This window comes from Pseudomonas sp. PB105 (assembly GCF_009764655.1).
GTDB lineage: Bacteria > Pseudomonadota > Gammaproteobacteria > Pseudomonadales > Pseudomonadaceae > Aquipseudomonas > Aquipseudomonas cyclaminis.
The window spans coordinates 18,117-30,999 of sequence record NZ_RWIO01000012.1 but is presented as its reverse complement, the minus strand read 5'-3'; the positions used below and the strand labels follow the sequence as shown (position 1 = coordinate 30,999).

Annotated in this window: 10 protein-coding genes; 6 read left to right on the top strand and 4 right to left on the bottom strand. The window is 57.0% G+C overall.

The window, feature by feature from the left end:
- Positions 1–59: 59 nt before the first annotated feature.
- A complete protein-coding gene (locus EJD88_RS01900) occupies positions 60–1,556 on the bottom strand; it encodes a PAS domain S-box protein (protein WP_112194520.1) in 1,497 nt (498 codons plus the stop codon).
- 186 nt (positions 1,557–1,742) lie between these two features.
- Here EJD88_RS01900 and EJD88_RS01895 point away from each other — a divergent pair, with 186 nt between their 5' ends.
- Entirely contained in the window at positions 1,743–2,711 is a 969-nt protein-coding gene (locus EJD88_RS01895; RefSeq protein ID WP_158876475.1) for a hypothetical protein, read from the top strand.
- A 181-nt stretch (positions 2,712–2,892) separates the two neighbouring features.
- Here EJD88_RS01895 and EJD88_RS01890 read toward each other — a convergent pair whose 3' ends face one another.
- The 3 genes from EJD88_RS01890 to EJD88_RS01880 all read right to left on the bottom strand — a co-directional run bounded on the left by EJD88_RS01890 (position 2,893) and on the right by EJD88_RS01880 (position 7,032).
- Positions 2,893–4,062: a hypothetical protein gene (locus EJD88_RS01890; RefSeq protein WP_178117021.1), complete on the bottom strand. Its 1,170-nt coding sequence runs from the start codon at positions 4,060–4,062 to the stop codon at positions 2,893–2,895.
- 14 nt (positions 4,063–4,076) lie between these two features.
- Positions 4,077–4,964 carry a nitrilase family protein gene (locus tag EJD88_RS01885; protein ID WP_158876473.1) on the bottom strand — a complete coding sequence of 296 codons (888 nt, stop codon included), beginning with the start codon at positions 4,962–4,964 and terminating at the stop codon, positions 4,077–4,079.
- A 118-nt stretch (positions 4,965–5,082) separates the two neighbouring features.
- Positions 5,083–7,032 carry an FAD-dependent oxidoreductase gene (locus EJD88_RS01880; protein WP_158876471.1) on the bottom strand — a complete coding sequence of 650 codons (1,950 nt, stop codon included), beginning with the start codon at positions 7,030–7,032 and terminating at the stop codon, positions 5,083–5,085.
- 249 nt (positions 7,033–7,281) lie between these two features.
- Between EJD88_RS01880 and EJD88_RS01875 the strand changes: the two genes are divergently transcribed.
- From EJD88_RS01875 to EJD88_RS01855, 5 genes are all read left to right on the top strand, one after another.
- Positions 7,282–7,626 (top strand): FKBP-type peptidyl-prolyl cis-trans isomerase, encoded by a 345-nt coding sequence (locus EJD88_RS01875; RefSeq protein WP_099585077.1) that lies wholly within the window; start codon positions 7,282–7,284, stop codon positions 7,624–7,626.
- Between the two features lie 24 nt (positions 7,627–7,650).
- Positions 7,651–8,088 (top strand): T6SS immunity protein Tdi1 domain-containing protein, encoded by a 438-nt coding sequence (locus tag EJD88_RS01870; protein WP_158876469.1) that lies wholly within the window; start codon positions 7,651–7,653, stop codon positions 8,086–8,088.
- A gap of 31 nt (positions 8,089–8,119) precedes the next feature.
- On the top strand, positions 8,120–8,707 hold the full coding sequence (locus EJD88_RS01865; protein WP_371926528.1) for a GNAT family N-acetyltransferase: 588 nt from the start codon (positions 8,120–8,122) through the stop codon (positions 8,705–8,707).
- Positions 8,708–9,241: 534 nt separating this feature from the next.
- Positions 9,242–11,947: a magnesium-translocating P-type ATPase gene (mgtA, locus tag EJD88_RS01860; RefSeq protein WP_158876463.1), complete on the top strand. Its 2,706-nt coding sequence runs from the start codon at positions 9,242–9,244 to the stop codon at positions 11,945–11,947.
- Between the two features lie 16 nt (positions 11,948–11,963).
- Entirely contained in the window at positions 11,964–12,680 is a 717-nt protein-coding gene (locus EJD88_RS01855; RefSeq protein ID WP_099585075.1) for an MgtC/SapB family protein, read from the top strand.
- The last annotated feature ends 203 nt before the right edge of the window (positions 12,681–12,883 follow it).

Sequence of the window (12,883 nt, the reverse complement as noted above, 5' to 3'; positions counted from 1 at the left end):
GCGTGCACCGCTGCGCCATAAGTTGAATTCGCACTAGCCGCTCTAGTGCATTTGCACTGTCAGGACTTGTTTTTCAGGCGCAGTTCGCCGGCAAACAGCCCGCGTTCACGGGCCCAAACGATGGCCGCGCTGCGGCTGTGCACCCCCAGCTTGGAGTACACCGTGGCCACGTGATTGCGCACGGTGTTGGGCGCCAATTTCAGGCGTGAGGCGATTTCTTTGTCGGCCAGGCCTTCGCAGATCAACCCCAGCACATCGCGCTCACGGGCGGTGAGGTCGGTGAAGCTGATATTCGGCGCGTTGGGGCTGTTGACACTCTTGGCGTTGGCCAGTTTCTCGATCAGGGTCTGGCTGAACCAGGACGCGTCCTGCATCACTTCCTCAATGGCCGCCACCAATTCCAGCTCCGAGCGCTTGCGTTCGGTGATGTTCATCAGCACCAGCAGGTAGCAAGGCACGTCCTCGATGATCACGGTGTCTGCGGACACCACGCAGTCGATCACCTCGTTGCCTTTTTTGCGCACCTTGAGATCCTGGCCGTCGAGGTTGCCCGCTTTCTCCAGGGTGGTGAACAACTGCGTGCCCGCCTGGGGGCTGTCGATAAAGTCGATGTCTTCGATGGATTTGCCGATCAGCTCTTCGCTGATATAGCCGGTGATGCTCATAAACGCTTCGTTGACGTCCACCACCTGGCGGTTGGCGGCGTTGCACACCAGCGTGGGCACCGGCGTGAGGCGGAACGACTTGGCAAAACGTTCTTCACTCTGGCGCAGGGCCACTTCGGCCTTGCGTCGCGGCTCCAGGTCGGTGAACGAAAACAGCATGCAGTCTTCCTCGTTCATGTCCAACGGCTGGCCGGCGACGATCACCAATTTGCTGCCGCCGTCGGGCAGTTTGAGTTCGGCCTGCATCTGCGGGATCGTCGCGCCTTCGCCCAGGCGCTGGATAGCCAGGTCTTTGCGCTCGGCCTGCTCCAGCACGTCCAATTCATACACTGATTTACCGATGACCTGGTCACGGTTGTAACCGGTCATCTCCAAAAAGCCCTGGTTGACCTTGATGTAGCGCAAGTCGCTCAAGCGGCAGATCACCGCAGGCGCGGGGTTGGCGTTGAAGGTTTTTTCGAAGCGCTGCTCGGCGCTGGCCCATTCGGTGGCGTCGCTGAGGATCAACACCAGCAGCTCCGGCTCGCCGTGGGAGTCACTGATCACCAGGCTGCGCAGGCGGTGCACCCAGGTTTTGTCCGGGTCGGCGGTGGGCGTGACTTCCACCACCACATCGCTGAATTCATCACCGGCCGCCGCGCGGGCCAAGGGGTAGTTATCCAGCTGTACGGGATGGTTGTTGCGGTACCGCAGGGCGAAACGCTCGGCGTAGGCTTGAGTGTTGGCGCCCAGTGCCTGCACGTCATCCACGCCGTGCATGGTCAGCGCGGCTTCGTTGGCCCACAGGATGGTCTGGTCGACTTCCGCGAGGATGATCCCATCCGAGAGCCCGGAGATGATCTGCTGCAGTTGGCGGCGGTTGGTTTCTTTGGCAAGGACGTCCTGGCTCATGGATTCTCCGCGTTCTTTTAGGTGAATGGGGCGCATGGGAGTACGACAACCACGCTTGAGGATAGTGCAGAGAAATTGCCCGTCGTGGGGTGCGAATGCACCAGGCGTACTGGTGCATTTGCGCGAGGACGGCGTGCCGCGTCGAGCGCCAGACTGAAACGGTCAATAACTGCCAAAGGATCCATCATGAGCACTGTCTATGAAGCAAATCGTTCGTTGTTTCGCGTGTCCTGGAGTTCGGTATTGGCCGGTAGTGCAATTGCACTGGTGAGCTACCTGGTCTTGAGTGTGCTCGGTACTGCTATCGGCGCCAGCGCCGTCAATCCCATGGAGGCGGGCAACCCGTTGAGCGGTTTCGGCACGGGTGCCGGCATCTGGCTGTTTGTGTCGACCTTGGTGGCTGTCGGCTTGGGTGCCTTCGTGGCCGGGCGCACCGCACCGGATCGAGGCGGCCTGCATGGCGTGTTGACTTGGACTCTCACCACCTTGCTCACCACCTGGTTGTTGGCCGGGCTGGCTGCCAGCGTGGTCGGGACCGCCGGCAATGTGGTGGGCAAGGGCCTTTCCGCTGCCGGCAGTGGTATCGCCGCCGCAGCCCCAGGCATCGGCAGCAGCATCAAGCAGCAGTTGAGCGAGCAGGGCATCCAGCTGGATTGGAACAGCCTGCAGGGTCAGCTCGATACCTTGCTCAAGCAGAGCGGCAAGCCTGAGTTGGATCCTGCGAATGTGGAGCAGAAAACCGATCAGGCAGCAGCGGATGGCAAGCAGTCGGCGACGGATGCAGCGACCGATCCTGCACAAGCCGGTGACGAGTTGAAGCAGTGGTTCGAGCGTGTCAAAGCGTCCGGCGAGCCGGCATTGAATGCGGCCGACAAAGATGCGCTGGTCAACATCGTTGCCGCGCGTACCGGCAAGAGCAAGGCCGAGGCCACTCAGATCGTCGACAACTATGCCCAGGCGTATCAGCAAGCCATGCAGAAGGTTGATGAACTGAAACAGCAGGCTGAGCAGAAGGCGCGTGAAGCGGCTGAAGTAGCGGCGAAGCAACTGTCCCGCGCGGCCTGGAGCACCTTGGCGATGCTGCTGTTGGGCGCTGCGTTGAGTTTCTTCGTAGGGCGTATCGCGCTGACAACCCGTCGGGTGCCGTTGGCGTGATCTGAATGTGCGGCAAGGATGCCGCGTTTGATCTTCAGCAAAAGGCTAGCCCCCAGCACTCTACCTTTGAAGCGGCAGTGCCTGGGAGCGTATTCAAGAAGGTATGGCTTGCCTGTGATAGATGACTCCCAGCCTAAAAAGGAGCGGGTCTACAGAGCCATTGCAACAGGCAAGCCTTACGTTATGCGGCTAATCGACCCACCAGAGGCACAATGATCAATGTGCTCAAAGCCATCGAAATTACATTGCCGATGTAAGGATGAAAGTAGGCGGGTAATCGTCCAGCTATGGCATATGCCAACGGCGGTGCAATCAATGCGCCGAGCAGAGCGCTTGAGCCCACCACTGTCCAACTTCCGCCGTAGGTCAACACTGCCGCAGGTACCACCGAAACCAGTGGCACATACGTTGGATACCAGCCGCGCTTGATCCATTGATGTCGCCAGATCACAACGCCGATTGCAGACGTCAGCGCTTGCGCGCCGACCAGGTGCAAGATTAGGCCTGAACCGTAGCCAGGGCTCAAAGGGTTGAGCGAATACGCGAGTAACACACCCACCAGTAAGCCGAGACTCGCCAGTTCATTACCAAAGAACGGTGCTTCGGAAAAGTCTGCCAATACCCGACGCAGACTCCATGTCACGCCGTAAGTGGCTGGCTTGGTGGGAGGCGGCGTGTTCGGTGTCATGTAATCGGAGCGTACCAGTGCGGGAATGCGTCGGCAGAGTAAAAACGCGATAACGCTGCCCAATGCCATACCCAGCACATTGCCAATGACCACCGGCAACCCAAGCGGTATACACACATAGTTTACGATCAGTAAGCACGCTGGGGTCACCAGCACTGCCCCTAAAAGCGCACCATTGAGCGCAACCTTCCAACCCCCACCGAACATCAACACCATCGCCGCCGGCAGTGAAACGAATGCTGCGAACGTCGGTTGCCAAGTCTCAGCGGTGACGCTCCAACCCCACAGCAAGTTGCTCAGCAGCAGCCCCAGGAGTGAACTGGTTATCAGCCAAGGCCACAGCCCTGTGCCGTAGGAAATGGAAAAGCCTTGCCAGGCTTTGCCATGTTTTCCGGCCCACCAGGCCAGATAGGCGCCGGATAAAAGTCCAAGGGACGCGAGTTCATGCTTATAGAACGCTACTTCGCTGATATCCCCCACTACCCAACGTAGCCATGCGCTCGGATGGGGCAGGCTTGCCAACATCTCGCTATACCCCGGCCAAGAACCGCCGTAAGTGATTGAGACCCAAATGATCAGCAGTAAACTCATAAAGCCTAGGGCAAGGACCGTGATATCCGCTCGTGAACGAATAGATGCAGTCTTGGTAAATGACGTCTCCATCGGGCGCCCTCCGTTTAGCGCGGCAGGGCAGAGTGTTGGGAGTACCCAAGCATCTGATCGTAGATGTCATTGCGTCGGTCACGTTGCAGGTCGTTGAGGCTATTCCATATCGGCGCACTGCGTGCACTGGTGATATCGATGTCTGCGAACAGAATTTCCTGGCGATTGGCCGAAGCGACTGAACCTATAGGCCAGCCATTGGTTCCGGCGATCAACGAGCATCCCAGGTAGCGTGCGTCTCGTTCTTCGCCAATGCGGCTGGCAGCAGCGATGAATACGTTGTTAACGTGGGCGGCCGTCATGGTCAGGTAGGACGCCATGCATTTGCCCGCCTCATCGAACAACGGCGGGGGCGTCCACACCCAGTTGTTCAGGCTACAAATAATATCCGCGCCTTGCTGGCTGAGAATACGAGGGACCTCAGGGAACCAGATGTCCCAGCAAATCAACAGGCCGATGCGCCCAATCGGCGTTTCAAACACTGGGAATCCTGTATTGCCAGGGGTGAACCAAAGTTTTTCCATGTTCCATAAATGAGCTTTTCGGTATTTGCCGATAAATCCTTCTGGCCCCATTAGCACTGCGGTATTGAACAGCTGCCTGCCCTCGATCTCGCTCAGGCCGGCAACCAGGTACACCTGATGCTCGCGGGCAAAATCTGCCCACGCGCTTACACTGGGCCCCTCCGGAACCGCTTCGGCATGATCGAAGGCGTCTTGGCGACTGCTGAAGAAATATCCGCAATTGGAAAGTTCGGGCAATACGATCAGGCTGGCGCCGCCGTTTGCGGCTTCCGTAGCAAGTGCAAGGCTTTGACGCAGGTTGTTGGCGCGGTTGGCCATGCCTACCTGAGGGTCAAGTTGAATGACCGCAACTCGCGCAGGGCTGATGGGTTCCATCATGGAAGTAACCTCTTATTGTTATGCAACCGACGTTGGTTGAGTGTTTATAAGAGGGGAGGCGGCGTTTAATGAAAAGTCAGATGTTTCCCACGGTGTTGTAATCTGATTCTTTTATTTGTTAATGGTCGGTTTGATATTCGGGATAGTCCTGCAAAGTAAAGCCGCCATTGAAATGGGCGCGGGTTTTGTCACAGATATTTATGACTGCATCGATAGCTCCCCTAAAGCAAGGCTCAGTCCATCCCGCATCGACAGAAAAAGACTCGCCGCAAAGATATAGTCCGGATTTGTAAGCGTAGTCTCTATTGTATTTCATCAGGTTTACCGCGTCGTAATAGGTGCCTGCACGATAGAGCTTTGCGCAGCCGAGTGCATGTTTATCGTTCATCCAGCGCTGAACAATGGCCTGCTCGTGTCCAATGTAGGGAGATATTTTCTCTTTTATGTTTGAAGACTTTAAGAGGATTCTATCCAGTTCCTTTATGCATCTATCAACAAGTTCTTTGTCGTTGAATGATGAAAGCTTTGTTGCATCGTCTTCCCATGTGTAACTCAGAAGAGTGCAGTCATAAGTGTTGTGTTCGTTGTAGCGGTAGGTGTACACGTCATGTATGAAGCTGTCAGTGACGATGGTTTGAGGTATGTTTTTATTTTTTGAAAGAAAGGATTTTTTTAACGGCGCATATACCTTGCAGCTGGTTTCCCAGTGAGCTGTTTTGTACGCAGTGATTATTTTCTGTGGAAGCATGTTTGCATCAAAGTTTTCGAGAAGGATTTGTGTCTCTATCAGCCATGAAGGGAGTGTCATGACAACCGAGTCGACGTCCATAAAGTTTTTTTCCATCTGGTCTGGTTGTGCGGCGTTCCAATCGTAATGAATTCGAATTTTTCCGTTCTCAAGTTTTTTTAGTTTTGTCACTGTGCTGTCGGTAAGTAGCCCGGTCTCGGTTTTTGTTAAGTGTTCATATAACGATTGGTGGGCTTCAGCAGGTTTTATGAATAGTAAAGACTCCGCTAAAGATCCAAGCCCAACGTAATTCGGTTTGTTGAAGGTCAGTTCTCTCGAATCTTTGGTCTGCGCGGCGTTCAAGTAAGGTGAGGCGACAGGTTTGCCTTCTTTGTCTACACGTCCGTGGATCAGTTGAAGGTTGCTGCTGAAGCCGAACATTGCTGTGCGTATCGGGTAAAGTGAGCAGATGTCATAAAATGCTCCCCAACTACCATCACCAATTCCAATGCTATAGAAAATAGCAGACTCATCCGCTGTCATGCCCATTCCGCCAAAGTTTCCTGGGTCATTTGAACTCCACGTCTCTATTGTTGGCATCTTAACCAAATCACGAAATGAAGTGTTTTCATATTTTTTTACGATGGCAGCCCATAGGTCCTCCCATAGTTTGGAACCATAGTGCTCGGAAATTTTCAATGTCATGCGTTCCGCGAATACTGTCCATTTAGAGAAGACAGTGCCCAAGGCCGGGCCGGGTGGTGCTGTTTTTCCATCCGTGTTTTTCCAGATCAACATGGTTGGTTCCGTGCTGCTCTCCATGCTCCCTTCCTGTAGATATATTCCGGTAGATCGAACGGCCGCGCTGCCAGGGTTTGGGAAGTCTGAAATGACTAACTCAAATTCGTTGGCGTAGTAGGCCATCAGTGAGCGTCCATCTTTTGGATGCTCTTTTGATGTGTTGAAAAAAGGCATTCTCATCGCGCCCATTTCAAAAGGTGGCCTGCCAATACTTCCAGTATTGTTGTGTCCAAGGACTGTTAAATGCCTGCCGCCAATACGCTTCGATTTTTCAAATAGGGTAATGTTCTTGAATCCGCACCTGTGCAATTCTCGGGCAGTTGTTAAACCTGTTATCCCAGCACCAATAATGCCGATTTTATGATCTGTGTCGGTAGCTTTCGCAACTCCGTTTTCCTGTTCTACGAGGGTCCGATAGTCGAAGCACAAGTCTGGCGGACTGGGGAATGTGGCTCTCCACTTCTTGTTCGCAGAACGTTTCACTCTGTTGCGTTGATTGGCGATATCGGCAGGGTAATTGAAGCTGGATCCGATGGTCATCTTGATAGTGCCTTTCTTTAACTAGTGAAGTCGTTTCAGCGTGCGCTTGTTTTCCAGCGCCTGAAAATAAGCAGGATATGATTTTGGATTAAGGGATTTCGTGGTTCGTTGTAGGCGGCAGTTCATAAACGGCACTGACGGTTGTCCGGCATTCCTTCGGTCAGTACGCGGTGTCTTCAGTTGTCTCGCACTTGCCAAACCCGTCCGATTCTGGGAAAACCCGCCCTTGCGCATTTAAAGAGAACCCCCATGAATCACGACGAACTCCAGATCACCGACATCCGCCAGGGCACCGGCAAAGCCGTGGTGAAGGGCGCGCTGATCACCACTCAATACACCGGCACCCTGGAAGATGGCACGGTGTTCGATTCATCCTGGGAACGGGGCAAGCCGTTCCAGTGTGTGATCGGCACCGGGCGCGTCATTAAAGGCTGGGACCAGGGCCTGATGGGCATGCAGGTCGGCGGGGTGCGCACCTTATACGTGCCGGCGCACCTGGCCTACGGCGAGCGGTCGATGGGTGCGCATATCACGCCCCACAGTAATCTGCGCTTTGAGATTGAGTTGCTGGAAGTACTGACGCGGGATGATTGAGTCGTTTCGACGCAAGGAGGCTGCATGAACATACTTCACGCATTGCGCGACAGCTGGGGTTGGGCGGGCATTGACCCTGTTGAGGTCGTAGGCGCTACGGCGTTCGGCAATTTGATGGTCAGGGACGAACAGGGCCACTACTGGCGAGTCTGCCCCGAGGCGCTTTCCTGCGAAGTGATCGCCGATACCCGCGCGGCCTTGGATGAAGTTTCCAAAGATCAGGTCTTTCTGCACGACTGGTATCTGCAACCGATGGTGGATCAGGCCGAGGAGATGCTGGGACCGTTGGCGCAGGGTGAGGTTTACCATTTCGTTATTTCGCCGGTGTTGGGCGGCGAATACGCCAGCGACAATGTGCGTCGGCTTGATCATGTCGAGCAGCTTCGGTTCTGCGGTGATCTGGCGCGTGAGATCAAGAATTTGCCTGACGGCGCACAGGTGAAGCTCAGGATTGTGGATTAGTCGCTTGTAAGGACAGCACGTTATGGATTGCATGACTCATCTTCCTCTGAGTACCTTCCCCGATATTCGAGTCCTGGCGCTTACCGTGGCTGACGATGTCGAGCTACAGCATTTTTTCGAGCAGGCGCCGGATTACTTCATCTCGGTCAATGGCGAGCCGGCCACGCCAACCGAAGCGCACGACGAGTTGCAAAACCAGCTTCCACCGGGCTGGCGTTGCAGCCGAATCTACTGGCTGGGGTATCGCGGGGCGCACGGCCAACTGGTCGCTGTGGTGAATATCGCGGCGGATTTGCTCGCTGAGGGCGTCTGGCATATCGGCCTGTTGCTGGTCGACTCGCGCTGGCATGGCAGCGGCCTTGCGCAGCACCTGCATGCTGACCTTGAGCGCTGGGCGATAGGGAACGGCGCCCAGTGGCTGCGGCTGACGGTGGTGCTGGGCAATACCCGCGCCGAGCGCTTCTGGCCCAGGCTTGGGTATGTACCGGTGCGCACTCGTGACGGGGTTGCGATGGGGCGGCAGGTGAACAGGGTGTCGATTCAGATCAAGGCGTTGGCGGGTGGGAGGGTTGAGGACTACCTGGCGTTGGTTGAGCGGGATCGACCAGGCACACCCTAGACGCGATGGCCTTCCTTATTGGGGCCGCTTCGCGCCCCAGCGCGGCAAGCCCGCTCACCACAACAAGCCTGCTCCTGCATTTGATTTTCTGCGTGTCCAGAGCCGGTTCCTGAACCCATCCTGAAGAATCTTCTTATTCACCAGGCGGAAACTTTCCTACGGTTTACTCTCCTGAAATCGGGGCGTAAGCTTCGCGCGTTTTCATCAATAGCGGAGACCCTCAGTGGGTACTTGTTCGAGTGACAGTAGTCGGCCGGTTTCGGTAACCGGCACGGGCTTGGCAAGGTAACGCGCATTTATCCGATGCCGTTGTCTCGCCATCCAAGCGAGAAGCGGCATCAAGGCAGCGGCCAGTCCTGGCTCTGTTTCGATCCTCTTTCATCGACGCTGACCAGCACCTGAGTAACCTTGGGATGCTACGGACGCGCCTGCCTTTTGCGGCGGGCGGGCCAAGCCGGCTGTGCCTGTCTGACAGGCACGGTGCGGATGGGCAGTACCTGCACGACGGTTTTTTCCTCGCGCAGGAGTAACACCATGAACCTCACTCTGTTGAAAGAGTTCTTCGCCGGCTTCCTGCGGACCCGGCACATTGCCCGGCATTTCCGTCGCCTGGCCATGCTCGAAACCGTCACCGACGCCAGCGTCAGCCGCGAAGTGCCGCCGACCCTGGCGCAAACCCTGGTGGTCGCGGCCAACAGCAGCACTGTGCAATTGCTCGGCACGTTGGGCAGCCATGCCGAGGGCTTGAGCCCTCAGGAAGCTGACGCCCTGCGCGTGCAATATGGCCTCAACGAAGTCGAGCACGAGCAGCCGCTGCCGTGGTGGGTGCACCTCTGGCACTGCTACAAAAACCCGTTCAACCTGCTGCTGACTTTGCTGGCGGTGATCTCCTGGCTGACCGAAGACATGAAGGCCGCCACGGTGATTTTCTCCATGGTGGTGCTCTCGACGCTGCTGCGTTTCTGGCAGGAGGCCAAGTCGAACAAGGCCGCCGACGCCTTGAAAGCCATGGTCAGCAACACCGCCACGGTACTGCGCCGCGATGCGGCCAAGCGCATCGAGTTGCCGATCAAACAATTGGTGCCTGGCGACCTGATCGTGCTGTCGGCCGGCGACATGATCCCCGCCGATTGCCGCGTGCTCAGTGCCAAGGACTTATTCGTGAGCCAGGCGGCGATGACCGGCGAATCGATGCCGGTGGAGAAATTCGCCCAGCAGCAGGACGCCCACACCCGCAACCCCCTGGACCTGGACAATATCCTGTTCATGGGCACCAACGTGGTGTCCGGTGCAGCGACGGCGGTGATCCTGACCACCGGCAACAGCACCTATTTCGGTGCGTTGGCGCAACGTGTGACGGCCACTGACCGTGCCACCACTTCGTTCCAGCATGGCGTGAATAAAGTCAGCTGGTTGCTGATCCGCTTCATGTTTGTGATGGCGCCGCTGGTGCTGTTCATCAACGGCTTCACCAAGGGCGACTGGACCGAGGCGCTCCTGTTTGCGCTGTCGATTGCCGTGGGCCTGACCCCGGAAATGCTGCCGATGATCGTCACGTCCACCCTGGCCAAGGGCGCGGTGTTTTTGTCGCGCAAGAAGGTCATCGTCAAGCGTCTGGACGCGATCCAGAACTTCGGCGCAATGGACGTGCTGTGCACCGACAAGACCGGCACCCTGACCCAGGACCGGATTTTCCTGGCACGCCATGTGGATGTGTGGGGCGAAGAATCCGACGACGTATTGGAAATGGCCTACCTCAACAGCTACTACCAGACTGGCCTGAAAAACCTGCTGGACGTGGCGGTGCTGGAGCATGTGGAGGTGCATCGCGAGCTGAAAGTCGGCACCGCGTTCCACAAGGTCGACGAGATCCCGTTCGATTTCAATCGCCGCCGCATGTCGGTGGTCGTGGCCGAGCAGGGCTTGCCGCACCTGCTGATCTGCAAGGGCGCCGTGGAGGAGATCCTCTCGGTGTGCAACAGCGTGCGCCACGGCGACACCAACGAAGCGCTCACCGAGGAACTGCTGGCGCGCATTCGCCAAGTGACCGCCGCGTTCAATGAAGAAGGCCTGCGTGTAGTGGCCGTGGCCGCGCAACCGATGGCACCGGGGCGCGACACCTACAGCCTGGCGGATGAAAACAACCTGACGTTGATCGGCTACGTGGCCTTCCTCGACCCGCCCAAGGAAAGCACCGCGCCTGCTCTCAAAGCCTTGAAAGCCCATGGCGTCGCGGTCAAAGTGCTGACCGGTGACAACGAGCTGGTGACTGCAAAGATCTGCCGCGAAGTGGGCCTGGAGCAACAGGGCCTGCTGATGGGCAACGACATCGAAGACATGACCGATGCCGAGCTGGCCAAGGCCGTGGAGACCACCAATGTGTTCGCCAAGCTGACGCCCAGCCACAAGGAACGCATCGTGCGCCTGCTCAAGGCCAACGGGCATGTGGTGGGTTTTATGGGCGACGGTATCAACGATGCGCCGGCGCTGCGCACGGCGGACATCGGTATTTCGGTGGACAGCGCGGTGGACATTGCCAAGGAAGCGGCCGACATCATCCTGCTGGAAAAGAGCCTGATGATCCTGGAAGAGGGCGTTCTGGAAGGGCGCCGCACCTTCGCCAACATGCTCAAGTACATCAAGATGACCGCCAGTTCCAACTTCGGCAACGTGTTCTCCGTGTTGGTGGCGAGTGCATTTATCCCGTTTCTGCCGATGTTGCCGATGCACCTGTTGGTGCAGAACCTGCTGTATGACATTTCCCAGATCGCAATCCCGTTCGACAACGTCGATGACGAGATGCTGGCCAAGCCACAGCGCTGGCAGCCGGGGGATGTGGGACGTTTCATGCTGTTTTTCGGGCCGATCAGTTCAATCTTTGACATCACCACGTTCGCACTCATGTGGTACGTGTTTGATGCCAACACGCCAGACCATCAGACGCTGTTCCAGTCAGGCTGGTTTGTGGTGGGGCTGCTGACCCAGACGCTGATCGTGCACATGATCCGCACGCCGAAAATTCCGTTCCTGCAAAGCCGTGCAGCAATGCCGTTGATGGTGATGACCGGCGTGATCATGGCGGTGGGAATTTTCCTGCCGATGGGGCCGCTGGCGCACTACTTCAAATTGCAGGCGTTGCCGTCGCTGTATTTCGTGTTTTTGCCGGTGATTCTGCTGGCGTACATGGCGCTGACCCAGGCGGTGAAGGGCTACTACATCCGTAAGTTTGGCTGGCAATGAGCAGGGACGATTTCCGATGCAAGCAATCAACAACATCAACCTCGATTCCTTGATCGACACCCTGGTCAGCCTCACCGCCGCGTTTATCCTCGGCGGCCTGATCGGTTTCGAGCGCCAGTACCGCCAGCGCACGGCGGGCCTGCGCACCAATGTGCTGGTGGCGGTGGGGGCGGCGATTTTTGTCGATATGGCCAGCCGCCTCGGTGGCGCGGAAGGCGCGGTGCGGGTGGTGGCGTATGTGGTGTCGGGCATTGGCTTTCTCGGTGCCGGCGTGATCATGCGCGAAGAAGGCAATGTCCGTGGGCTCAACACCGCCGCCACGCTGTGGGCGTCGGCGGCGGTAGGGGCCTGTGCCGGCGCCGACCTGGTGCTTGAAGCGTTGCTGGGCACACTGTTTGTGCTGGCGGCCAATACCTTGCTGAGACCCATCGTCAATAACATCAACCGCCAGCCGCTTGATGTGGTGTCTGCGGAGGTCACGAACATCCTCTATGTGATCGCCCGGCGCACTCAGCAAACCGCGGTATTGGCGTTGCTGGAAGCCGAATTGGCGCGGTGCAATTACCCGGCCAGCGATGTCGATGTGCGACCGTTTGGCACCGAAGAGGTGGAAATCGAAGCCACGCTGGCGGTGACCTCTGTGGACGGTGACGAACTGGACGCCCTGGTCGCACGGATTTGCAGGTCGAGCCTGGTGGTGCAGGCCTTCTGGAGCCCGAGTACGACCGAGTAGTTCTGGACACCTGGTCTTGCGTTATTGAGGAAAAGTCCTACAAGCAGTCGAGAGTATCCCTTCATTTTGAACGGCACACGGTTGATAAGGTTGCGCGCTTGCGTCTGCTCAGGAATCAAGGCGTCGCACTACACGTAGTTACTGTGTTTTTCAAAGGAGGGGCCTTTTCTGCCTGAAGCGTCGTACAGAGTAGTCAGTACCGT

What these genes read in the sequence shown, in the direction of transcription:
- EJD88_RS01900 (WP_112194520.1), bottom strand. Translation starts at nt 1,556, where the DNA reads ATGAGCCAGGACGTCCTTGCCAAAGAAACCAACCGCCGCCAACTGCAG.
- EJD88_RS01895 (WP_158876475.1), top strand. Translation starts at nt 1,743, where the DNA reads ATGAGCACTGTCTATGAAGCAAATCGTTCGTTGTTTCGCGTGTCCTGG.
- EJD88_RS01890 (WP_178117021.1), bottom strand. Translation starts at nt 4,062, where the DNA reads ATGGAGACGTCATTTACCAAGACTGCATCTATTCGTTCACGAGCGGAT.
- EJD88_RS01885 (WP_158876473.1), bottom strand. Translation starts at nt 4,964, where the DNA reads ATGATGGAACCCATCAGCCCTGCGCGAGTTGCGGTCATTCAACTTGAC.
- EJD88_RS01880 (WP_158876471.1), bottom strand. Translation starts at nt 7,032, where the DNA reads ATGACCATCGGATCCAGCTTCAATTACCCTGCCGATATCGCCAATCAA.
- EJD88_RS01875 (WP_099585077.1), top strand. Translation starts at nt 7,282, where the DNA reads ATGAATCACGACGAACTCCAGATCACCGACATCCGCCAGGGCACCGGC.
- EJD88_RS01870 (WP_158876469.1), top strand. Translation starts at nt 7,651, where the DNA reads ATGAACATACTTCACGCATTGCGCGACAGCTGGGGTTGGGCGGGCATT.
- EJD88_RS01865 (WP_371926528.1), top strand. Translation starts at nt 8,120, where the DNA reads ATGACTCATCTTCCTCTGAGTACCTTCCCCGATATTCGAGTCCTGGCG.
- mgtA (WP_158876463.1), top strand. Translation starts at nt 9,242, where the DNA reads ATGAACCTCACTCTGTTGAAAGAGTTCTTCGCCGGCTTCCTGCGGACC.
- EJD88_RS01855 (WP_099585075.1), top strand. Translation starts at nt 11,964, where the DNA reads ATGCAAGCAATCAACAACATCAACCTCGATTCCTTGATCGACACCCTG.